This window comes from Glutamicibacter sp. HZAU (assembly GCF_004100365.1).
Taxonomy (GTDB): Bacteria; Actinomycetota; Actinomycetes; order Actinomycetales; family Micrococcaceae; genus Glutamicibacter; species Glutamicibacter nicotianae.
In genome coordinates, this window is record NZ_SCKZ01000002.1 from 145,888 (window position 1) to 168,528 (window position 22,641).

The 22,641-nt window shown below is 63.0% G+C and carries 19 protein-coding genes, 1 tRNA gene and 1 pseudogene; 9 read left to right on the plus strand and 12 right to left on the minus strand.

The window, feature by feature from the left end; all coding sequences use genetic code 11:
* Positions 1-5: 5 nt before the first annotated feature.
* Complete coding sequence (locus tag EKH49_RS03275) at positions 6-515, plus strand: GNAT family N-acetyltransferase (RefSeq protein WP_128469687.1); 510 nt, start codon at positions 6-8, stop codon at positions 513-515.
* On the opposite strand, the gene EKH49_RS03280 is transcribed toward EKH49_RS03275, so the two are convergent.
* The gene (locus EKH49_RS03280) at positions 502-780 is read right to left on the minus strand and encodes a putative quinol monooxygenase (protein WP_128469688.1); all 279 of its coding nucleotides are present in this window, start codon (positions 778-780) and stop codon (positions 502-504) included. The two genes, EKH49_RS03275 and EKH49_RS03280, sit on opposite strands and share 14 nt — an antisense overlap.
* 114 nt (positions 781-894) lie before the next feature.
* Positions 895-2,685, minus strand: coding sequence for an ABC-F family ATP-binding cassette domain-containing protein (locus EKH49_RS03285; protein WP_128469689.1), 1,791 nt, complete (start codon positions 2,683-2,685; stop codon positions 895-897).
* Between the two features lie 172 nt (positions 2,686-2,857).
* Here EKH49_RS03285 and EKH49_RS03290 point away from each other — a divergent pair.
* The 3 genes from EKH49_RS03290 (at position 2,858) to EKH49_RS03300 (ending at position 5,569) form a co-directional block, all read left to right on the plus strand.
* Positions 2,858-2,932: transfer RNA gene (locus EKH49_RS03290), tRNA-Gln, on the plus strand.
* Positions 2,933-3,064: 132 nt separating this feature from the next.
* On the plus strand, positions 3,065-4,516 hold the full coding sequence (gene glmU / locus EKH49_RS03295) for a bifunctional UDP-N-acetylglucosamine diphosphorylase/glucosamine-1-phosphate N-acetyltransferase GlmU (protein ID WP_442903491.1): 1,452 nt from the start codon (positions 3,065-3,067) through the stop codon (positions 4,514-4,516).
* Positions 4,517-4,588: 72 nt separating this feature from the next.
* A complete protein-coding gene (locus EKH49_RS03300) occupies positions 4,589-5,569 on the plus strand; it encodes a ribose-phosphate diphosphokinase (RefSeq protein ID WP_128469691.1) in 981 nt (326 codons plus the stop codon).
* Between the two features lie 62 nt (positions 5,570-5,631).
* On the opposite strand, the gene EKH49_RS03305 is transcribed toward EKH49_RS03300, so the two are convergent.
* Complete coding sequence (locus EKH49_RS03305) at positions 5,632-6,066, minus strand: DUF1801 domain-containing protein (RefSeq protein ID WP_128469692.1); 435 nt, start codon at positions 6,064-6,066, stop codon at positions 5,632-5,634.
* Between the two features lie 281 nt (positions 6,067-6,347).
* Between EKH49_RS03305 and EKH49_RS03310 the strand changes: the two are divergent.
* The 4 genes and pseudogenes from EKH49_RS03310 to sufU form a co-directional block, all read left to right on the plus strand.
* Positions 6,348-6,620, plus strand: a pseudogene (locus tag EKH49_RS03310) (50S ribosomal protein L25); the annotation flags it as partial.
* 42 nt (positions 6,621-6,662) lie between these two features.
* Positions 6,663-7,244 (plus strand): aminoacyl-tRNA hydrolase, encoded by a 582-nt coding sequence (pth, locus tag EKH49_RS03315; protein WP_073706642.1) that lies wholly within the window; start codon positions 6,663-6,665, stop codon positions 7,242-7,244.
* Between the two features lie 253 nt (positions 7,245-7,497).
* Positions 7,498-8,790, plus strand: coding sequence for a SufS family cysteine desulfurase (locus EKH49_RS03320; protein ID WP_128469693.1), 1,293 nt, complete (start codon positions 7,498-7,500; stop codon positions 8,788-8,790).
* Positions 8,791-9,243: a Fe-S cluster assembly sulfur transfer protein SufU gene (gene sufU, locus EKH49_RS03325; protein WP_128469694.1), complete on the plus strand. Its 453-nt coding sequence runs from the start codon at positions 8,791-8,793 to the stop codon at positions 9,241-9,243.
* Between the two features lie 80 nt (positions 9,244-9,323).
* Here the strand turns inward: sufU and nhaA are convergent, their stop codons facing one another.
* Both nhaA and EKH49_RS03335 read right to left on the minus strand, forming a co-directional pair.
* A complete protein-coding gene (nhaA, locus tag EKH49_RS03330; protein WP_201739549.1) occupies positions 9,324-10,673 on the minus strand; it encodes a Na+/H+ antiporter NhaA in 1,350 nt (449 codons plus the stop codon).
* 162 nt (positions 10,674-10,835) lie between these two features.
* Positions 10,836-11,336 (minus strand): DUF2505 domain-containing protein, encoded by a 501-nt coding sequence (locus EKH49_RS03335; protein ID WP_066139691.1) that lies wholly within the window; start codon positions 11,334-11,336, stop codon positions 10,836-10,838.
* Positions 11,337-11,574: 238 nt separating this feature from the next.
* Here EKH49_RS03335 and mfd point away from each other — a divergent pair, with 238 nt between their 5' ends.
* Complete coding sequence (gene mfd / locus EKH49_RS03340; RefSeq protein ID WP_128469695.1) at positions 11,575-15,189, plus strand: transcription-repair coupling factor; 3,615 nt, start codon at positions 11,575-11,577, stop codon at positions 15,187-15,189.
* Between the two features lie 320 nt (positions 15,190-15,509).
* On the opposite strand, the gene EKH49_RS03345 is transcribed toward mfd, so the two are convergent.
* From EKH49_RS03345 to EKH49_RS03375, 7 genes are all read right to left on the minus strand, one after another.
* Positions 15,510-15,917, minus strand: a complete 408-nt coding sequence (locus EKH49_RS03345; protein WP_128469696.1) for a hypothetical protein — start codon at positions 15,915-15,917, stop codon at positions 15,510-15,512.
* 191 nt (positions 15,918-16,108) lie between these two features.
* Positions 16,109-16,603 (minus strand): tetratricopeptide repeat protein, encoded by a 495-nt coding sequence (locus EKH49_RS03350; protein ID WP_161567438.1) that lies wholly within the window; start codon positions 16,601-16,603, stop codon positions 16,109-16,111.
* Between the two features lie 7 nt (positions 16,604-16,610).
* Positions 16,611-18,509, minus strand: coding sequence for a heavy metal translocating P-type ATPase (locus EKH49_RS03355; protein WP_201739550.1), 1,899 nt, complete (start codon positions 18,507-18,509; stop codon positions 16,611-16,613).
* A gap of 435 nt (positions 18,510-18,944) precedes the next feature.
* Positions 18,945-19,202: a hypothetical protein gene (locus EKH49_RS03360; RefSeq protein ID WP_128469698.1), complete on the minus strand. Its 258-nt coding sequence runs from the start codon at positions 19,200-19,202 to the stop codon at positions 18,945-18,947.
* 34 nt (positions 19,203-19,236) lie between these two features.
* Positions 19,237-19,923: a deoxyribose-phosphate aldolase gene (gene deoC, locus EKH49_RS03365; protein WP_128469699.1), complete on the minus strand. Its 687-nt coding sequence runs from the start codon at positions 19,921-19,923 to the stop codon at positions 19,237-19,239.
* Positions 19,924-19,982: 59 nt separating this feature from the next.
* A complete protein-coding gene (locus EKH49_RS03370; RefSeq protein ID WP_128469700.1) occupies positions 19,983-21,713 on the minus strand; it encodes a phospho-sugar mutase in 1,731 nt (576 codons plus the stop codon).
* Between the two features lie 53 nt (positions 21,714-21,766).
* Positions 21,767-22,567 carry a purine-nucleoside phosphorylase gene (locus tag EKH49_RS03375; RefSeq protein ID WP_128469905.1) on the minus strand — a complete coding sequence of 267 codons (801 nt, stop codon included), beginning with the start codon at positions 22,565-22,567 and terminating at the stop codon, positions 21,767-21,769.
* Positions 22,568-22,641 lie beyond the last annotated feature (74 nt).

A 22,641-nucleotide genomic window follows, 5' to 3' on the forward strand; every position in this document is an offset into this window, starting at 1 on the left:
TGGCCATGAAAACGGCAAAGCGCGGAAGCTTGTGGGCCGGCGGCCAGGACTACCTGCTGCGCGAAGCGAAAGCAGCGGATCTCGATCAGATCATTGCCTTGATGGCAGACGATGACATTCGCCGAGCGGGGCATCAAGGTGCCGAGGAGGATACGGAACAGTATCTCCACGCGTTCAACCAAATTGATGCGGACCCGGCGCATTCGCTGATCGTGGTGGAGGCCCAGGACGGAACTCTGGTCGGCACGATGCAGTTGACCATCTTGCCGGGACTTGCACGCAGGGGAGCAACGCGGATGCAGATCGAGGCAGTGCGCGTGACTTCTGCTGTGCGCGGCAGGGGACTGGGAACTGCAATGATCCGCTGGGCCATTTCCGAAGCAGAGAACGAAAATGTCCAGCTGGTCCAAATGACCAGTGATGCGCAGCGCAACGACGCGCACCGATTCTACGAGGCGCTGGGCTTCTCCGCGTCGCATGTGGGCTTCAAGATGCGGCTGCCTATAAACCCTTGATCTTGTAGATCCGCTGCATGTCTTTGGTTGCCTGGCCCCACTTGCTTGCCGCGGCCCGCTGCTGGTGGGCTTCAAAGGCGTCGCTGTCTTCGAATTCCTCGTGGACCAGCCACACCCAGGGATCTTCGGTTGGCGTGACAGAAAAGGAGACGCAGCCGGGCTCGGCCTTGGTCAGGCGGATATGCTTCGGCAGCGATTTCTTCACTACCTCAGCTTCGGCCGCATCCTTGCACAGCAGCCGGCCCTCCAAGATCACGGTTCCCATGCCAGCAAGTTTGCCACGATCGGTGGCAGACTGGGAGAAAAATTACCGGAGAAGCTGGAGGGCCCGGAAACGAAAAGTTTCCGGGCCCGCCAGCTCGATCGCAGTGCGCAGAAGCTATCCGAGCAGCTCGGACAGTTCCAGCCAGCGCTCTTCCAGCTCATCGATCTGCGACTGGTAGTCGTTGATCTCGGCAGTGAACTTGGCCAGGCCCTCGTAGTCGCTCTGGTCATGATCGGCCATCTTGGCATGGACCTTGGCGATCTTTTCCTCCAGCTGGCCTACCTTGCGTTCATTGGCATTCAGTTCCTTCTGCGCGGCACGCAGCTCGGCCCCCGACGGGCCGGCAGGCTTCTCGCCAGCCTGGGCAGAAGCCTGGGTGGGATTCGATCCGCCGGTCGATCCCTGGGCGGCCCTCAGCTTCAGGTACTCGTCCACACCGCCAGGCACGTGGCGGAAGATGCCATTCAGGATGGCGTACTGCTGGTCGGTGACGCGTTCGAGCAGGTAGCGGTCGTGGGAGACCACGATCAGCGTGCCCGGCCAGGAGTCCAGCAGATCTTCCAGTGCGGCCAGCATGTCGGTATCGACGTCGTTGGTCGGCTCATCGAGGATCATTACGTTCGGTTCGCCCATGAGGATCATCAGCAGCTGCAGGCGGCGGCGCTGGCCGCCGGAGAGCTCGCGGACCTTGGTGGACAGGTGCGCGGAGGAGAAGCCCAGGCGCTCGAGCAGCTGTGCCGGGGTCAGGTCCTTGCCGTCCACATTGAAGGTGGTCTTGAAGCGGCCGAGCACCTCGCGGACCAGGTCCTCGCCGATCTGCTCCAGTTCGCGGAACTGCTGGTCAAGCACCGCCAGCTTGACCGTCTGGCCGCGCTTGATCTTGCCGCCGGTGGGCGCCACGGTGCCGGCAATCAGGCCCAGCAGGGTGGACTTGCCGGCGCCATTGGCCCCCAGCAGGCCGGTGCGCTCACCCGGCCCGATGCGCCAGGTGAAGGGCTTGAGAACCTGCTTGTCCCCGAAGGAGACCTCGGTGTCCAGCAGGTCGATGACGTCCTTGCCCAGCCGGCTGGTGGCCATCTGCTTGAGTTCCAGCGGGTTGCGCACCGGCGGTACGTCGGCGATCAGCTGGTTGGCCGCCTCGATGCGGAACTTCGGCTTGGAGGTGCGGGCCGGTGCGCCGCGGCGCAGCCAGGCCAGCTCCTTCTTCATCATGTTCTGCCGCTTGGATTCGGTGACCGCGGCGATGCGGTCGCGTTCCACACGCTGCAGCACGTAGGCGGCGTAGCCGCCCTCGAACGGCTCGACCAGGCGGTCGTGCACTTCCCAGGTGGTGGTGCAGACCGCGTCGAGGAACCAGCGGTCGTGGGTGACGACCATCAGGCCGCCGGAGTTCTTGGACCAGCGGTTGTTGATGTGCTCGGCGAGCCAGGAGATGCCCTCGACGTCCAAATGGTTGGTCGGCTCGTCCAAGATGATGACATCCCAGTCCTGAACCAGCAACGCGGCCAGGGCCACGCGGCGGCGCTGGCCGCCGGAAAGGGTGCCGACCTTCGCTTCCCAGTCCAGGTCTGCGACCAGCCCGGAGATGATGTCGCGGATCCGGGCCTGGCCGGCCCATTCGTGGTCGTCCATCTCGCCCACCACGCTGAAGTGCACGGTTGCTTCGGGATCCAGGGTATCGGACTGGTCCAGCACGCCCACGCGCAGTCCGTTGCGCTTGGTCACCCGCCCGGAGTTGGGCTCGATCCTGTTGGAGAGCATGCCGAGCAGCGAGGACTTGCCTTCGCCGTTGCGACCCACCAAGCCGATGCGGTCGCCGTCGGAGATGCCGATGGTGACCGAGTCGAAAACGACGTGGGTGGGATATTCCAGATGCAGGGCTTCGCCCCCGAGTAAATGAGCCACGATTCCCATTTTACGTTCCGAGGGCAAATCGAGGTCATTGCAGGCTGTCCCGGGTTGTTTCAAGCAGAGAACAAAAGTGAGTTTAGCTACGGTGTTTTGCGATTTCGCACAACGGGCCGATCATGGCAGAATAATTACCGTGCTTGTCGGGCATGCCCTGCGCAAGCGATTTTCCGCCCTGGTGTAATGGCAACACGCCAGCCTTTGGAGCTGTGCATTCTAGGTTCGAATCCTAGGGGCGGAACCATTGATAAGGCGCCACGGATGTGGCGCCGTTATTTTTTAATCAATTCAGCACATCCCGGCGCTCGCGATAGACTTGCTCTGAGGTTTTACTTCTCTGCCCAAAACCTTGAAACCAATTTGCAGGAGAATGCACTTGAGTGATCAGGTCAATGCACCAGTAGCTGTCATCGTCCTCGCCGCTGGCGCCGGTACCCGCATGAAATCGGCGAAGCCGAAGATCATGCATGAAATTGCAGGTCGGTCGATGATTGGCCATGCACTCCACGCGGCATCGGCATTGCAGCCGCAGAACCTGGTAGCAGTTGTGCGCCACCAGCGCGATCTGGTCGCAGAGCACATCCTGACGCAGTTCCCTTCCATCACCATTGCCGACCAGGATGAGATCCCGGGCACCGGCCGCGCCGTGCAGCAGGGTTTGGAAGTTGTCGACCCGTCGCTTGAGGGCACCGTTGTGGTGACCTACGGAGATGTGCCGTTGCTCACCAGCGAGGTGCTCCAGGAACTGGTGGCAACCCACGAGTCGAACGGCAACTCGGTGACCGTGCTGACCACCGAATTGGATGACCCTTCCGGCTACGGCCGCATCCTGCGCGACGCCAACGGGGATGTCTCCGGCATCCGCGAACAGAAGGACGCCTCGCCGGAGGAATTGGCAGTCAAGGAAATCAACTCCGGCATCTACGCATTCGATGCCCAGATGCTGCGTTCGGCACTGACCGAGGTCACCACCGACAACGCACAGGGCGAGATGTACCTGACCGACGTGCTCGCCATCGCCCGTGAACGCGGCGGCCGCGTCGCTTCCTCGCAGATCGCCGACCGCTGGCAGATCGAGGGTGCCAACGACCGCGTGCAGGTGTCCAACCTGGCCCGCATCTACAACCAGCGCAAGACCGAATTCTGGATGCGCCAGGGCGTGACCATCGTTGATCCGGCGACCACCTGGATCGGCGCCGACGTCATGATCGGCCAGGACGCAACGATCAAGCCGGGAACCCAGCTGCACGGCGAGACCGTCATCGGCGCCAACGCTACCGTCGGCCCGGACACGACGTTGACCAACGTGGTGGTTGGCCAGCGCGCTACCGTCAAGCGCACCGACGCCACCGACTCGCGCATCGCCGACGGCGCCTCGGTTGGCCCGTTCGCCTACCTGCGCCCGGGCACCGACCTCGGTGCAGATGGCAAGATCGGCGCTTTCTACGAAACCAAGAATGTCACGATTGGCCGTGGCTCCAAGCTCTCGCACCTCGGCTACGCCGGAGATGCTGAAATCGGTGAATTCACCAACATCGGCTGCGGCAACATCACCGCAAACTATGATGGCGAGAAGAAGCACCGCACCAAGATCGGGTCGCATGTGCGCACCAGCTCCAACACCGTATTCGTCGCCCCGGTGGAAATCGGGGACGGCGCATACACCGGAGCCGGAGCCATCGTCCGCAAGAACGTCCCGGCCGGTGCCTTGGCACTGTCTGTGGCACCGCAGCGCAACTCCGAGGGATGGACGCTGGAAAAGCGCCCAGGCACCCCTTCGGCTGACGCAGCATTCAAGTCCTCGCTGAACTCCTCGGCTTCCGAGTAATCCAGCTACGGACTACATTTCCTCGACAACAACCTCATACGTGATAGCGAAGCGAGCGAGAAAGCAAACCCCATGAGTGAAATCCGCCATAACGTCGACAAAGAGCTGGTGCTGGCCACCGGGCGCGCGCACCCGGAACTTGCCGCAGAAGTAGCCAAGGAACTCGACACCGAACTGCTGCCTTTGAACGCCTACGACTTCGCCAACGGCGAGATCTACGTGCGCTCGGACGAGTCGGTGCGCGGCAAGGACGTGTTCCTGCTGCAGTCCTACCCAGCCCCGTTGAACAACTGGCTGATGGAACAGCTGATCATGATCGACTCGATGAAGCGCGCTTCGGCTCGCCGCATCACCGTCGTGGCGCCGTTCTACCCGTACGCCCGCCAGGACAAGAAGGGCCGCGGCCGCGAGCCGATCTCGGCCCGCCTGGTTGCCGACCTGTTCAAGACCGCCGGCGCCGACCGCGTGATCTCCTGCGACCTGCACACCGCGCAGATCCAGGGCTTCTTCGACGGTCCGGTGGATCACCTGTTCGGCTTCCCGCTGCTGGCCGACTACATCAAGTCCAAGGTGGATGTCAGCCAAGTGACCGTGGTGTCCCCGGATACCGGACGCGTGCGCGTGGCCGAGCAGTGGGCTGACCGCCTGGGTGGCGCTCCGCTGGCCTTCGTGCACAAGTCCCGCGATCTGACCGTGCCGAACCAGGCCGAGTCCAAGACCGTGGTGGGCCAGGTCGAGGGCCGCACCGCGATCCTGATCGACGACATGATCGACACCGGTGGAACCATCGCCGGCGCCGTGCGTGTGCTGAAGGAAGCCGGTGCCAAGGATGTCATCATCGCTGCGACCCACGCCGTATTCTCGGATCCGGCCGCGCAGCGCCTGGCCGAGTGCGGTGCCCGCGAGGTCGTGGTCACCAACACCCTGCCGATCCCTGAAGAGAAGCGCTTCGAGAACCTGACCGTGCTCTCGATCGCACCGACGATCGCCCGCGCGATCTCCGAGGTGTTCCACGACGGTTCGGTTACGAACCTGTTTGACGGCCGCGCCTAGCAGCCCTCGTTTCGCAAGCCTTCGGCCGGTACCCCTGCGGGTGCCGGCCGAAGGCAGTTAAATCAGCTGTTCATGGTCGTGTCGTCGGACAGCGTTGCCTGCAGCGAGTTCTCGACCAGTTCGCGCAGGATGGCCCGGTCCACCGATGCAAGCCGGGTCAGATACAGGCAGGCTTTGCTGCTCCGGTGCTTGCCGAGCTTCTCCAGCAGCTCCGGCCAGCGTTCGGCAAAGCCGGTAGCCAGATAGATGGTGTGGTTGCTCGGGCCGGGAGCAAAGGCCAGCAGCGGAGCGATGCCGCCGTGCCCTGACTCGTAGCGGTACTCGTACTGGCCGAAGCCGAGGATCCGCCGGGCCCAGACTACCGGTTCGTCACCGGAAATTTCCTTGAACAGCGCCAGCAGCTCATCTGCTTCGGCACGCCGGGGACCGGTGGCCCGGTCCAATACCGGTGCAATCGGAAGATCGGAAGGGGACATTGCGGGCTGCTTGCTGGCCATGGAATTCCTTCCTGCAGCGTTCGTCGGCTGCAGCGGCTTGCGGGGACTTGCCTCAACGCTACCCGCCAGCTCAAGGGCCCGCTGTGTTCTGGGTGACAGATTTTCGTCCAGGGGCGTGGGACTGCTAGAATAATTGACTGTGCCCAGGCGAGGGAAACACCAGCAATGGTGGGACCGTTATCGACAAGGCCGGAAAAGCTCTTTCATCTCCTAGATGTTGGTTGCTTCCCGAGTCCACGCAAGGGCCTGAACGAAGCAACCATTTCCTAAGGAGAATCATTATGGCATCTGTCAACCTTGACGCCGTTGTACGCACCGATTTCGGTAAGGGCGCTGCCCGCCAGGCTCGCCGCGACGGCCAGATCCCAGCTGTAGTCTACGGCGCAGGCTCCGAGCCGCAGCACGTCCTGCTGCCAGGTCGCGAAACCACCCTGGCCGTTCGCGACCGCGGTGTTGAGCTGGTTCTGAACATCGAAGGCAAGACCGTCAAGACCACCATCAAGGACATCCAGATCCACGCGCTGAACCGCACCGTTGATCACCTGGACCTGATCATCGCTGCCTAATTCCAGCGACCTAGGTTTCAGCTGAGCATCATGAGTGATGGAACTTGGCTCGTAGCCGGACTCGGGAACCCCGGGTCCGGCTACGCTGGCAATAGACACAATATCGGGCAGATGGTGCTCGACGAGCTGGCCAATCGCGTCGGCTCAAAATTCAAGACCCACTCTTCGCGTTCCCAAGTGGTCGAGGGGCGCATGGGGGTTGGCGGTCCGCGCATCGTGCTGGCCAAGCCCATGGTGTACATGAATCTTTCGGGCGGGCCAGTAGCAAATGCCGCGAAGTTCTTCGGCATCGGAGTGGACCGCTTGATCGTCGTGCATGACGAGATCGATATTCCGTTCGACACCATCAAGCTCAAGCGCGGTGGCGGCGAAGGCGGGCATAACGGATTGCGCGATATCTCGAAGGCCATGGGTTCCAAGGATTATCTGCGCGTGCGCGCAGGCGTTGGACGTCCTCCGGGCCGCATGGATACCGCCAAATGGGTTTTGCAGGACTTCTCAAAGACCGAGAAAACGGATCTTCCGTTCCTGATCGACAATTGCGCTGACGCAGTGGAATTGCTGATGACCTCGGGACTGGAAGCCGCCCAGGCAAAATTCCATATCAGCTGATCGCTGCCCCTGGCGGGAGCGGTGAAGCGGGGGACCGCTGCGGACTGGACCAGTTCGCAGCGGTCCTCCTCTCGTTAAAAATTAGGAATGCCATGTAGCGAGGCGTTCCTTACTAAGGCCTGACTTAGATGTGCTTCGAGGCCCAGAATGGAATAATTACCCAATGTACCCCTTGCCTAATAGGTCGCCGATTACTTGATTCCGCGTTCTGCCAGGCATCCAAGACAATTATTCGGAGGACCACGTGCACACGATGACCGGTCAGCCAGAAGCACTTGAAGCGTTGACAGCTGGAGAAGTTGAGCGCATCAAGGCCGACTTTGAAATTCTGGAGCACCAAGTCAACGGCGTTGACGTGGTGTACCTGGACTCCGGCGCCACCAGCCAGAAGCCGCGCTGCGTCTACGAAGCCGAGCAGCACTACTACGAGAACGCCAATGCCGCGGTGCACCGCGGTGCGCATTCCCTGGCAGTTGAAGCGACCGAAATCTATGAGCAGGCACGCGAGACGGTGGCCAAGTTCATCGGTGCACGCACCAACGAACTGGTCTGGACCGCGAACGCCACCGAAGCGCTGAACCTGATCAGCTACTCGATGTCCAATGCCTCCCTGGGCCGCGGGGGAGAAGCTGCAGCCCGCTTCCGTCTGGGTCCGGGCGATGAAATCCTCACCACCGAACTGGAACACCACGCGAACCTGATCCCATGGCAGGAACTGGCCTTCCGAACCGGTGCCACCTTGCGCTACGTGCCCATCACCGAAGACGGAGCGCTGCGCTACGACCTGCTCGATGAACTGGTCACCGAACGCACCAAGCTGGTGGCCTTCACCCACGTGTCCAACGTGCTGGGAACCATCACCGATACCCAGAAATTCGTTGATGCCGCCCGCAAGGTCGGCGCCTTGACGGTGTTGGACGGATGCCAGTCCGTGCCCCATCTGCCGGTCGACGTGAAGGCCCTGGACGTGGACTTCATGGCCTTCTCGGGCCACAAGATGCTCGGCCCAACCGGCATTGGCGCACTCTACGGACGCGAAGAACTGCTCAACGCCATGCCGCCATTCCTGACCGGTGGATCCATGATCACCGTGGTGGACATGGAGCATGCGCAGTACATGCCATCGCCGCAGCGCTTCGAAGCCGGTACCCAGCGCATTGCCCAGACCCACGGTCTGGCCACCGCAGTTGCCTACCTGGACGAAATCGGCATGGGCCGGATCGCCGCCTGGGAAGAGCACCTCGGAGCGATGCTCTACGAGGGCATCTCCAAGATCGACGGCGTGCGCGTCTTCGGCCCGGCCGACGCCCAGCGCATCGGCACTGTCCCGTTTGAAGTAATCGGTGTGCACCCGCACGATGTGGGCCAGTACCTGGATTCGCGCGGCATCGCGGTGCGCGTGGGCCACCACTGCGCGCAGCCGCTGCACCGCGCCCTGGGCGTGAATTCCACGACCCGCGCCAGCACCTACCTGTACAACACGGAAGCAGACATCAAGGCCCTGCTTGAGGCCTTGGGCTCCGTGCGCGAATACTTTGGAGTCTAAATGAACGAATTGGATCAGCTCTACCAGCAGGTCATCCTGGACCACTCGAAGCGCCGGATCGGTTCGCCACTGGTAGAGCACACCGAAGGGCTGCTGCACGGCGAATCGCACCAGCACAACCCGATCTGCGGCGACCAGATCCGGGTCCGCGTCGAGCTCGATGACCAGGAGCATTTCACCTCGATGAGCTGGGAAGGAGATGGCTGCTCCATCTCCATGGCCTCGGCCTCGGTGCTGGCCGAGATGCTGCCGGAACTGACCAAGGAAGAGTTCCTTGGAAAGCGGGACTATTTCCGCGAGATGATGCGCTCCAAGGGAAACTTCGAACCGGATGAAGATGTGCTGGAAGACGCCGCCGCCTTTGTCGGTGTCTCCAAATTCCCCGCACGCGTTAAGTGCGCCATGCTCGCCTGGGTGGCCGCCGAGGTCGCCATGCATGAAGCGCGCAAGTAGCAGCACAACCAAATAGCTCGGGCGCCGGCTTTCACATCTGAGAGCCGGCGCCCGAGCTGTATCCTCAGCAGTTCAAAAGACTAGTTCGCCCCGTCATCCTGCTGGTATACGTCGGGGATGCCATCCTTGTCGTCGTCGCGGGTCTCTTGCTCGTGCAGGACCTTGTAGCGGCGGTTGCGCGGAATCAGCCACAGGGCGCCGAGGATCGCGGCAAGGAACGATCCGGCGAGGATCGCTACCTTGGCGTGCTCGTAGTGCGCGGACTCCAGCCCGAAGGACAGTTCGGAAACCAGCAGGGAAACAGTGAAACCGATGCCTGCCAGCAACGTGACGCCCAAGAGATCGCCCCAGCGGGCATCCTTGTCCAGCGAGGCCTTGGTGAATTTGGTCACTACCCAGGTCGAGCCCATGATGCCAATCGGCTTGCCGAGCACCAGACCCAGCACGATGCCCCAGAACACCGGATCGGTGAGCAAGCCGCCGCTGCCCTGCTCCGGGGAAATGACGGTCACGCCTGCGGCGAAGAAGGCGAAGATGGGGATGCAGAAGCCGGAGGACAGCGGGCGGAATCGGTGCTCGAATTGTTCGGCCAGGCCGATGCCTTCGCGGCCGTCGGTGCGCTTGACCGGGACGCAGAAGCCCAGAATCACACCGGCGATGGTGGCATGGATGCCGGAGCCGAAGACGAAGATCCAGGTGATGATGCCCAGAGGCAGCAGGATGACCCACGCGGCCCACGCCCGCTTGGCGAAGAATTTGCCCAGGGAACGGGCAAGCACCGTGAACAGGATGATGGGGATCAGCGACAGGCCCAGATAGGACAGGTTCAGATCGTCGGTGAACACGACGGCGATGATGACAATGGCGATCAGGTCATCGACGACGGCCAGGGTCAGCAGGAAGATTCGCAGTGCCGCGGGAAGCGCCGAGCCGATCACCGCGAGCACCGCCACGGCGAAGGCAATGTCGGTTGCGGTCGGGATGGCCCAGCCGCGCAGCAGCTCGCCGCCACCGGACATGGACGCGATGGCGACGAAGATCAACGCCGGCACCAGCACGCCGCCGAAAGCGGCTGCTACCGGAACGGCCGCAGTCTTCACATTGCGCAGATCGCCAATGACGAATTCTTTCTTCAGCTCCAGGCCGGTCAGGAAGAAGAACACCGCCAGCAGCGCATCGGCGGCCCAGTGGCCGACGGACAGATTTAGGTCCACGCCGAACAGGGTTGGGCCGAAGTGGAAATCACGCAGTGCGAAATAGGAATCGCGCAGCGGGGTGTTGGCCCAGACCAAGGCCAGCAGGGCGCCGGCGATGAGAACCATGCCGCCGACGGTTTCCTTGCGCAGGATGTCGCCGATACGGACTGATTCGTTATAGCTGGGGCGCGAAAACAGGTTCTTGCCGGAACCCGAAGACGGAGTTTGGCTCATGCGTTTAACTCGCTTACTTCGTTAAATGAATATTTCTCGCCGACCAGACTTCCCGGCACACCTGCATTCAACACTAGCGCGAACAGTGCTCCAGAGCACAAATCCCCGGACGTATTGCGAGATATCGCACGTCCGGGGACTGAGGTGTTGCGTAACTATTCGCTAGGCCTGCTTCGAGAGCCAGGCATCGACCTGGGCAGCCTGCAGATTCAGTGCCTTGCCCAGGTATGGCTCAGCGGCCGAAGCGAGCTTGCCGCCGATGAAGGGAATCGAGGAAGAAACCTTCGCATCGATGGAGAACTCGGAGGTTTCGCCCTGCGCCGTGAGCTGCTCGGTGCCGCTGACGTTCACCGGAACGCCGGCAACAGAGATCTTCACGGTGGCCGAGCGGTTGCCGGCGGCATCAGGGGCGGTCCACTCATCGACCTGGGTGATCTCGATGGTTGCGCCAACGAACTTGCGGGCGATATCCGGAACGCGATCGGTGGGGACCGAACGAACGGTGGTCACGGTGAAGGCGCCGGCGGTGTCGCCGTTCACGGAGAAGTCGGTCAAGGAACCGTTGGCCACCTTGGTCAGGTGCTCGGCAAAGCCGCGATCACTGAGCGTTGCGATGACCTGGTCTGCAGGGTGGGCGATCTGAGTGCTTGCGTTCAATGCCATGAAAGCTAATCCCAATCTGGAAATCTAGGTGGCCGGGCAGCAAAAGTGCAGGCCCGGCGACGGACAGTATTAACCCTATCTGCAAAGGCGCATTGGGTAGGCTAGGACTGCACCCAAAACAACATATTGACGTTTCGGCCGTGGATAATCATCGACGGCCGGCACTCGTGGTGTCATATCGGCGCACCGCCGCACGAAAGCACCGAGCCAAGCGTCTGCATGAGAGGACCCGAACCCCATGAGCCTAAGCGGACTTCATGATTTCCTGCGCGAAGAACCTTCCTTCAGGCGCATTGGGCAAAGCGCCGCTCATGACTACCATGCACGCAGCGAAGAACTGGAAATCGCCGCCCCGCAGGGCATGCGCCCCATCCTCTCGGCGCACATTAGCCAGGCACTGAGCCGCAGCGAGCATCCGGGCGTGACGCTGATCGTCACCGCGACCGGCCGCGAAGCGGAAGAGGTCTCCAGCTCCCTGGGCGCTTTCCTCCCGGCGGGGCAGATCGCCGAATTCCCTTCGTGGGAAACCCTGCCCCATGAACGCCTTTCGCCACGCAGCGATACCGTGGGCCGCCGGCTGGAAGTGCTGCGCCGGCTGCACGACCGGGACGAGAGCCTGAATATCATCATCGCGCCAATCCGTGCTGTGCTGCAGCCCTTGGTCGCAGGCCTGGGCGAACTGCGCCCGGTGGTACTGGAACTGGATGCCGAGCCGGGATTCGACAACGTCATCAAGGACCTGGCGGCCGCCGCCTACGCCCGCGTGGACATGGTGACGCACCGCGGCGAGTTCGCTGTGCGCGGTGGCATCATTGACGTTTTCCCTCCGACGCTGGACCATCCGGTACGCATCGACTTCTTCGGCGACCAGATCGACTCGATGCGCTACTTCGCCATCGCAGACCAGCGCTCCACCGATGACCCCGGGCCTACGCGGATCATCGCCACGCCCTGCCGCGAAATGCTCATCACCCCGCAGGTGATGAGCCGGGCCGCGAACCTGAAGAACCAGTTCCCGGCCGCCCAGGAAATGCTCACCAAGATTGCCGGCGGCATCGCCGTGGAAGGCATGGAATCCCTGGCTCCGCTGCTGGTGGACAAGATGGTGCCGCTGCTCTCGCTGCTGCCCGAATCCTCCATCGCGCTGGTCATGGAACCAGAGCGGGTGCGCGCCCGAGCCCAGGACCTGAATGCCACCAACGCCGAGTTCCTGGCAGCCGCGTGGGCCTCGGCCTCGGATGGGGCCAGCGCCCCGCTGGATCTGGCCACCGCCGGGTCTGAACGCAAGCTGGCCACCGGCGACTTCGCCTCGCTGGCCGAAACGGTGGAGCACGCATGCGCCGCCAAGGTCTCCTGGTGGGCCATCACCTCACTGGGCGCCGATGAAGAACTGGATCTGGGTGCCGCGACCATCCGCGTGCCGGCCCGCGAACCGCATGGCTACCAAGGCGACATCGAAGCGATGATGGAATTCATTGCCGGGCGGGTCAAGGACCAATGGCGCTTTGTCGTGGCGACCGAGGGCCCGGGCCCGGCTGCCCGCCTCTCCGAGCTCTTTGCCGAATTCAAGATCCCAGCGCACCGCGTGGATGACCTGTCCGCCGAGCCAACCGCCGGTCTGATCGAGATCACCCAGGCCACCGCCGGCCGAGGGTTCGTCTTCGAGGAGCTCAAGCTGGGCCTGCTCACCGAAGCAGACCTGCTGGGCCGCTCCAGCGCCTACCCTAACCGCAAGGGCCGCAAGCTCACCGTCAAGCGCAAGCGCAATGCGGTTGACCCGCTGAGCCTGGAAGCGGGGGACTTCATCGTCCACGAGCAGCACGGCATCGGCAAGTTCGTTGAGCTCATGGCCCGCAAGGTCAACGGCTCGGGCAAGGACGCCAAGCGCGAATACCTCGTGGTGGAATACGCCTCCTCCAAGCGCGGCGCGCCGGGGGACCGGCTCTTCGTCCCGATGGACCAGCTGCATATGGTCACCCGGTATGTCGGCGGCGAAGCGCCGACCCTGTCCAAGATGGGCGGCTCGGACTGGGCCAGCACCAAATCCAAGGCGCGCAAGGCGGTCAAGGAGATCGCCGGCGACCTGATCAAGTTGTACTCGGCTCGCATGGCCAGCCGCGGCCACGCTTTCGCCCAGGACACCCCGTGGCAGAACGAGCTGGAGGAAGCCTTTGCCTTCATCGAGACTCCGGATCAGCTCACCGCCATCAACGAGGTGAAGTCCGATATGGAGAAGGAAATCCCGATGGACCGGCTGATCTCCGGCGACGTGGGCTTCGGCAAAACCGAGATCGCGGTCCGCGCCGCGTTCAAGGCGGTCCAGGACTCCAAGCAGGTGGCCGTGCTGGTGCCCACCACGCTGCTGGCCTCCCAGCACTACCAGACCTTCACCGAACGCTACTCCGGGTTCCCGGTGCGCGTGAAGACGCTCTCGCGCTTCCAGACTGCCAAGGAATCCAAGGAGATCCTGGCCGGGCTGAAGGACGGCAGTGTGGATATCGTCATCGGCACCCACCGCCTGCTGAGCAAGAACGTGGAATTCAAGAACCTGGGCCTGGTGATCATCGACGAGGAACAGCGCTTCGGCGTGGAGCACAAGGAAGAGCTCAAGAAGATGCGCACGAACGTGGACGTGCTGGCGATGAGCGCCACCCCGATCCCGCGCACCTTGGAGATGTCGCTGACCGGCATCCGCGAAACCTCCACCCTGGCCACCCCGCCAGAAGAACGGCACCCGGTGCTGACCTATGTGGGTCCGCGCAGCGACAAGCAGATTTCCGCTGCCATCAAGCGCGAGCTGATGCGCGATGGCCAGGTGTTCTTCGTGCACAACCGGGTCAGCTCCATTGAACGGGTGGCGGCCGAACTGCGCGAACTGGCTCCCGAAGCCCGCGTGGAGGTGGCCCACGGCAAGATGAGCGAATCAAGGCTTGAACGGATCATCCAGGACTTCTGGGAAAAGAAATTCGATGTGCTGGTCTCCACCACGATCATCGAAACCGGCCTGGATATCTCCAACGCGAACACGCTGATCGTCGACCGGGCGAATAATTACGGCCTGTCCCAGCTGCACCAGCTGCGCGGCCGCGTGGGCCGTGGCCGCGAGCGCGCCTACGCCTACTTCCTATGGGATGCGGAGAAGCCGCTGGGCGAGATCGCCCTGGAGCGGCTGAAGGCTGTGGCCGCGCACAACGAGCTGGGTTCGGGCTACCAGCTGGCCATGAAGGACCTGGAACTGCGTGGAGCCGGCAACCTGCTCGGCGGCGAGCAGTCCGGGCATATCGCCGGGGTGGGCTTCGACTTGTACCTGCGCCTGGTCGGCGAGGCCGTGGCCGACTACAAGGGGGAAGGCGAGGAAGAAGCCACCGAAATGAAGATCGACCTGCCGGTCAATGCCCACCTGCCGCACGATTACGTGCCAGGCGAGCGGTTGCGCCTGGAAGCGTACCGCAACATTGCGCAGGCCGAGACCGACGAGGCGCTCGCCGAGGTCCGTGATGAGCTGGTGGACCGCTATGGCAAGCTGCCGGTTCCGGTGGAGAACCTGATGCGGGTGGCGGCCCTGCGCATCCGTGCGCGTGCCGTGGGACTGCATGATATCCAGCAGATCGGCAACCACATCAAGCTGGCCCCGGCAAAGATCGAGGACCTGCCTGCTTCGCGACAGGTGCGCTTGGAACGCCTGTACCCGGGGGCTGCGAACAAGCCGGCGCTGAATTCGATCTTCATTCCGAAGCCGAAGACCTCGCCAATCGGCGGCAGGGATCTGGCCGACGGGGAGATCCTTGAATGGGCAGAGAAGCTGCTCTACGCGATCTTCGAACCCACCCCGGTGGCTGCGGCGAAGGGGTAGCGTACGCTCGGCGTCTTGCGTCGGCAAACGCAGGAACTAGCAGAACGAAGCATCGGGAGTTGTCCGCAGCTCCCGATGCTTCGTTGCGAAGCCAGCCGGCGGCACCGGCAGGGCTGAATTCTCCTGGAACTGGTGCCCCCTGCCATTTTTGGCGTCAGCAACCGCCATTCGCCACGGATTGATGGGTAAAAAGACGGGCGATGAACACCATGCAATCCATCCATTTCTGGCCCCGCTGACCACAAAATGGCGTGGCATCGACCGTAGAGTTACCTGACCATCGAGGCTATGGCCGCCGTGCATGCACTGAGAACTGGCGATCACCCCCAGAGCTTGTCGCAAGCTTCCAGCACGCGACGCTTGGCGGTCCGAATACCGATGAGCTGGTATTTGGACAGGGGCTTCGAGGGGATATCGTTTCCGAGGTAGTCGATCAAAATGATCACGGCCAGTACGGGAATGGAAAACAAGCTCAGAAATGACAACAAGCGCGCGTAACCTTTTCCTGGGGCTTGACCTTGGTTTCGTTCGAACCGGATCCCTGCCGCAAGCGATCCCACACTGGTTCCCTTGACATGCGACGCGAAATTGACGATCGAAACAAGTGAAACCCAGGCGATGGCCAACACCAGATCGTTGCCGGTGTCCAGGAAGAGCGCTCCCCACGCCGGTAGCCATATCAATAGCGAATCAACGAATATCGCGGCTATGGCGGATGGCCAATTCACGAAGCGTTTGCGGGGTCGACTCAGCGAATAATCATCGCATGCCTGCTCACGGCATTCGCCAGCCCAGCTAATGTGTCCATCGCGTGAGGCTGATGCACAGGCGACAGCAAAATATCCTGCCCCTTAACTGTCGATACCTTCTGTTGCCGGGCGTCGTCTGCCTGGCCGCATCTGGGGGCCGGGGCGAACCCTCAGCGGTTCTTGGGCGGCCGGCAGTCCTCTAGATCCTGCGCGTAGCGGCGTACCGGTCCTGCATATTGTTGCAGGGTCGGTGCGAGTGCCGCCAGCACGGTTTTCAATGCCGCCGACTCTTCCCCGGCGTCGAAGAGCGCGAGGGCCAGGAACGCCTGCGCATCGGCATACAGCGGGTCATCGGGGTCGACCTCGTTGAGAGCCTTGGCTGCTAGTGCCGGTTCACCGATATTCCTCAGGCTGCTGCCGAGCTGGATACTCGCCTCGCTGCGCTTGGCCCTGCTCAGCGTCCCGCTGTCCAGCGCCGTTTTGTACAGCGGTATTGCCTGTACTTCCTCGCCGAGGTAGTCGTGCAGGCTGGCCAGTTCGAATGCCGCGTGCCCTGCGGGAATCGCGGGCTCCAAGAGAATACCCAGCTCCGCACGCAATGCCGCGGCATCCTTGCCCTGGGCCGATTCCCAAAAATCATCGATCCGTTGTTGCCAATAGTCCATGCCCATCTCAATCCCTGCTGCGCACATGCTGCGCCAAGGCGACGGTCGAGGGGGTCGGCAGCGCACCGTGGAAGTCGGCGGGGCGGGGCCCGCGCAGCGTGCGCAGCGCATAGACGATGACCACCAGATCCACGACCTCCTGCAGCAGGGCTCCGGTCACCGCCGGAATCACACCGGTGGTGGCGACCAGCATGAGCCCAACGCTCAGCCCGATGCCGATCCAGATGGCGCTGTGCGCCACGCTCAGGGTGTAGCGGCTGATGGCCATCACCTGGGCCACCGGTCCGAGCGAATCACGCAGGACCACGGCGTCGGCGGCCTGCCCGGCAGCGGTGGAGCCGCGCGAGCCCATGGCCATGCCGATGTCCGCGGCGGCCAGTGCCGGGGCGTCGTTGGTGCCGTCGCCCAGCATCAGGACCGGCCGGGGCTGCATGTCCTTGAGCAGCTGGACTTTCTGCCCCGGGCGAAGCTCCGCTTCGACCTTGCCGATGCCCACCTGGGCGGCGACGCCCAGCGCGGTCTGTTCCACGTCGCCGGTGAGCATGACCTGGTTTTCCACGCCGTGGTCGCGCATCCAGCGCAGCACCGCGGAGGCTTCAGGGCGCGGTGCGTCGGCCATCAGGATCACGCCGGCGAAGCTGTTGTCCACCGCGACGTAGGCCGCGGACTGCCCTGGCTCAAGCTCGACCCGCTCCAGGGCAGGGTCCATGGCGGCGATGAACGACGGCTTGCCCACGGCTACCCGGCGCCCGTCGACCAGGGCGCTGACGCCGTTGGTGGCCACTTCCTGCGCGTCTTCGGCAGGAAGCAGCGGCAGCCCCCGGTCGGCAAGCGCAGCCGTCAGGCCCGCGGCCATGACATGGGTGGAGAACTGCTCAGCGGAGGCTACCAGCTGCAGCAGTTCGTCCGGATCCAGCTGCGTCTGGATGCCGACCAGCGCGGGCCGGCCTGCGGTCAGGGTGCCGGTTTTGTCGAAGGCGGCGCTGCGGACCTTGGCGAGCTGCTCAAGTACGGCCCCGCCCTTGACCACCACACCTTCCTTGGACGCGCGGGACATGCCGCCCAGGAAGGCGACCGGCACGGCAATCAGCAGGGGACAGGGGGTGGCGAGCACCAGGACCTGGGCGAAGCGCACCGGGTCTCCGGACACCGCCCAGGCGATGCCCGCAATCAGCAGGGACAGCAGGGTGAAGGGAATCGCGAACTTGTCGGCCAGCCGCACCACCGGTGCCTTGGAGTCCTGTGCCTGCCGTACCAGCGCGATGATCTGCTGGTACTGGCTGTCGCTGCTGCGTCGCAGCGCCTGCAGGTAGACGGCCTGCGATCCGTTGACCGACCCCGACATCACCTCGGACCCCCTGGCATGGATCACCGGAAGCGGTTCGCCGGTCAGCGAGGATTCATCGAAGCTTCCAGCCTCGGAACGCATCAGGCCGTCGACGGGAACCAGCTCGCCGGGACGCACCAGCAAAAGGTCGCCGACCTCCACCTGTTCCACCGGGACGTCGGCGACATCCTGACCGGACTCATCCGCGGCGAGGTGGGCCTGCAGTGGGGAGCGGTTCAGCAGCGCGGAGAGCTCGCTGGTGGCCCGGCGCTGGGCGAAGTCCTCCAGGGCTTCGCCGCCGGAAAGCATCAGCACGATGATCAGGGACGCCAGGTACTCGCCGACCAGCAGACAGGCGATAATCGCCACCAGCGCCAGGATATCCAGTCCGTAGTGGCCGCGCAGCAGGTCCTTGACCATCCCGGCGCCGATCCATAGCACGGCGCCAGCGATGGCAATCCATGCGATCCACCGGCTGGCGGCGTCCATGCCGGCCAAGGCGGCGGCTCCCGTGGCGAGCAGGGCGATGACCGCCGCGGCCAACAGCGGATAGCGTCGAATCAGTTGTCCCAGTATCACGATGTCTCCCTATCGACCGGTCAGCGCCTGTGTATCGAATAGTCTCACCATAGCAATGATGGCCGGTCCGGAGCCGGGATTCGTCTGGCGGTGAAGTCCAACAGGGGAGTCGTGACGGTAACTTCAAACAGCTCTTCAGAACCGCCTAGGAGTCATGATCGGGATGCTGATCATCACTATTCCGGTGGAGTTCCGTTTCCTTCGTGGATCTCCTGATCAGCTTATAGACCACGATGGCCAGAACCACGGTGATGACCAGGGGGAGGACGTAGAAGACAACTACTTCATACGCGTTGGGTATTAATGGATTCATGCACCCCCACACTACAGGCAGGGGACGTCGGCCGTGCTGGAATCTGGTCCCAGGGCCGGGGCCGAAGGCCGGTTAAGTAACAGCGGGGAGGCCCGTAGGCCTCCCCGCTGTGATGAAGTGTTTTACTTCTGGAATTCCGATGCTGCTGCAACCAATTCCTCGGCCTTGTCGGCGCGGCCCATGAGGTGCATCGGGATGGCGAAAGCCAAGAACATCAGAGCGAAGCTGACCAGGGTTGGCCACCAGGCAACCTCAAGGGTCCAGTAGCCCAAGGTGTAGATGCCAGCCGCGAACAATACGAAGAAGATCACGAAGCTGACGAGGTTGCCGACAAGGCGGCCTTCACCGGAATGGGCAGTGTTCTTGCCGTTCGAGTACACTTTTTCTCCTTGGGAAACAGATGGGGGCGAATTCCTAGTAGCTGGAACCGCTTTGCTCTCCTTCTAGGATAGCAACTCCTGAGCTAGAACCTAGCCGGGTTGCGCCGGCTGCAATCATTGCCCGCGCGGTTTCAACGCTGCGCACGCCGCCCGAGGCCTTGACGCCCATGTCCGGGCCGACGGTCTTGCGCATCAGCGCCACATCTTCAACGGTTGCGCCACCGGTGGAGAAACCGGTGGATGTCTTGACGAAATCGGCGCCGGCGGCCTTGGCAGCCTCGCAGGCCAGGACCTTGGCTTCCTCGGTGAGCAGGCAGGTTTCGATGATGACCTTCAAGATGGCCCCGCCTTCATGCGCAGCCTGCGCAATGGCGAAGATCTCGTTCACCAGGGCATCGCGATCGCCACGCAGGGCGGCAGCGACGTCGATGACCATGTCGATTTCGTTGGCGCCGTCGGCAACAGCGTGCTTGGTTTCGAAGACCTTGGTATCGGTGGCCGAAGCACCCAGCGGGAAACCGATGACCGAGCAGGTCAGCACTTCAGAGCCTTCCAGCTCACGCGAAACGGTGGAAACCCACAAAGGGTTGACGCAAACCGACTTGAAGCCGTACTGCTTGGCTTCGTCGCAGATCTGCACAACCTGTTCGCGGGAAGCATTCTGGGCCAGCAGGGTGTGGTCGATGTAGCTGGCGATCTCGCGGGCGCTTAGTTCAGTCATCTTTTCCTCTAACAATAAAGAATTCAATCATTTCAAATGAAGGTCTCGAAGGGGTAAGCCTAGTTGGCATTCAGGTAAGCTGCCAATTCTTCCTTGATGGCCAGGACCTTCGCTGTTGCGCGTTGGCGGGCTTCGGGGACTTCGGCCGGATCATCGACCGGTTCAATGGTTTCCAAGTAGCACTTGAGTTTCGGTTCCGTTCCCGAGGGGCGGACGATCACGCGGGAACCGCAGAACGTATGCAAAACCATGGCGTTGGTTGCCGGCAGCTTCTCGGTGCCCTGGGACAGGTCGGTGACCTCGGAAACCTCGGAGCCGCCCAGGGTTGCCGGAGCGTCATTGCGGATCTTGTCCATGAGCGCGGGGATCTGCGCCAGATCGGTGAAGCGCAGGGAGAGCTGGTCGGTGACGTGCACGCCGTGCTTGGCCGCCAGCTCATCGAGGCGGCCGGCAATGGTGCTTCCGGCTGCTTTCAATTGCGCTGCGAGATCAGCCAGGACGATGCCAGCTGAAATTCCGTCCTTGTCGCGCACCAGCTCCGGGGCCACGCAGTAGCCAAGGGCTTCTTCGTAGCCGAAGCCGAGGTTCTCAACACGGGAAATCCACTTGAAACCGGTCAAGGTTTCCTCGTGCTCGCGTCCGGCATCCTTGGCGATGGCTGCCAGCATGCGCGAGGACACGATGGAATTGGCCAGTTTCTTGCCCTCCGGCAAGGTCTTGGAAACCTGGTCACCGAGCAGCCAGCCCACCTCATCGCCACGCAGCATCCGCCAGCTGCCGTTATCGAGGATCGCCGCCGCGCAGCGGTCGGCATCCGGGTCATTGGCAATCACCAGATCTGCGCCCACCGTGCGGGCCAGCTCGAGCGACAGGTCGATGGCCCCGGGCTCTTCGGGGTTGGGGAACTTCACGGTAGGGAAGAGCGGATCCGGGTGCTCCTGCGCGGCGACCATGTGCACGTCGCCGAACCCGGCGTTCAGCAGGGCTTGGCGCATGGTGTGGCCGCCCACGCCATGCATGGCCGAAACCACGATCCGCAGGTTCTTGCGTACCGAGTCCTGCGGCTGGCCAGCGTCGATAATCGGGCGGATGGAAGCCAGGTAGGCTGCTTCGATGTCGCCTTCTGCGCCGGCTGCGGGGAGCACTTCCCAGCCGTTTTCGGCGCGCGGGATCTGCGCCACCGGCTGGCCGTGGTCGATCAGCGAAGCGATCTGCGCATCGATCGGGGAGACGATTTGGGCTCCGCGGCCCGATTCATCGGTGATCTTCCCGCCGACGTAGACCTTGTAGCCGTTGTCCCGCGGAGGGTTGTGGCTGGCCGTCACCATGACGCCGGCCTCGGCACTGAATTCGCGCACGGCCCAAGCCAGCACCGGGGTAGGCAGTGCCGAAGGCATCAGCAGCACCTCGAACCCGGCCGCGGCGAAGACGCCGGCCGAATCCCTGGCGAAGACATCCGAGTTGAACCGGGCATCGAATCCGATGACCACCTTGGGCGTGTACTGGCCATTGGCCTTCTCGGCCAGGAAGCGGGCGATGCCCGCCGCGGTGCGCATGACTACCACGCGGTTCATGCGCATCGGGCCGGCGCCCAATTCTGCGCGCAGCCCGGCGGTGCCGAATTCCAGCACGCCGCTGAAGCGGTCGGCAATGTCCTCGAAGGCCAGTGCGTCGCCATCATTGACGCGCTGGATCAGCAGTTGCAGTTCTTCCTGCGTTTGCGGATCGGGATCCTGGGCCGCCCATTGGCCCGCCGCGTCAAGCAACTGGATTTTCTGCGTGTGGTTCACTGATTTCCCTTCAAAGGACACTGGCTGCTTGCTTAGCGCTGAGAATGCGAGGCCTAGAGCTTCGCGATGATCTGCGCCAGCAACTTGGAGATGCGCGGACCGGCTGCCTGGCCGGCTTCGATGACTTCCTCGTGGCTCAGCGGAACCGGGCTGATGCCGGCTGCCAGGTTGGTCACCAGGGACATGCCGAAGATCTCCATGCCTGCGTGGCGGGCCGCGATGGCCTCCAGTGCGGTGGACATGCCGACCAGATCCGCGCCGATGGTCTTTGCGTACTGCACTTCGGCAGGGGTTTCGTAGTGCGGGCCGGTGAACTGCGCATACACGCCCTGATCCAGTGTCGGATCAACGGAGAGCGCAAGCTCGCGCAGGCGCGAGGAGTACAGGTCGGTCAGGTCGACGAAGGTCGCGCCCTCCAGCGGTGAGGTGGCAGTCAGGTTGATGTGATCCGAGATCATCACCGGGGTGCCTGGATTCCAGTCTGGATTCAGGCCGCCGCAGCCGTTGGTGAGCACCAGCTGCTCGCAGCCGGCAGCCGCCGCGGTGCGGATCGGGTGGACTACCGCGCGGAGGCCGCGTCCTTCGTAGTAGTGGGTGCGGGCACCCAGGACCAGGACCCGTTTGCCGGTGGAGGCCAGGATCGAGGAGATGCTGCCCTTGTGGCCCGGTACGGCCGGGGCATGGAAGCCTGGAATTTCGGTGGCATCCAGGGTGTGGGTGGTTTCGCCGATGAGTTCGGCGGCCTGGCCCCAACCGGAGCCCAGGACCAGCGCGATGTCGTGTTTTGCGACGCCGGTCTGTTCGGCGATTGCCTGGGCAGCCTGCGCTGCCAGGACCTGTGGGTCATTTTGCATATCAGTCACGTGAAATACGCTACCGGTAGCGGGGCGCTTTGTCAGGTGAAACTAGTGCTTCAGAATCAAAATCA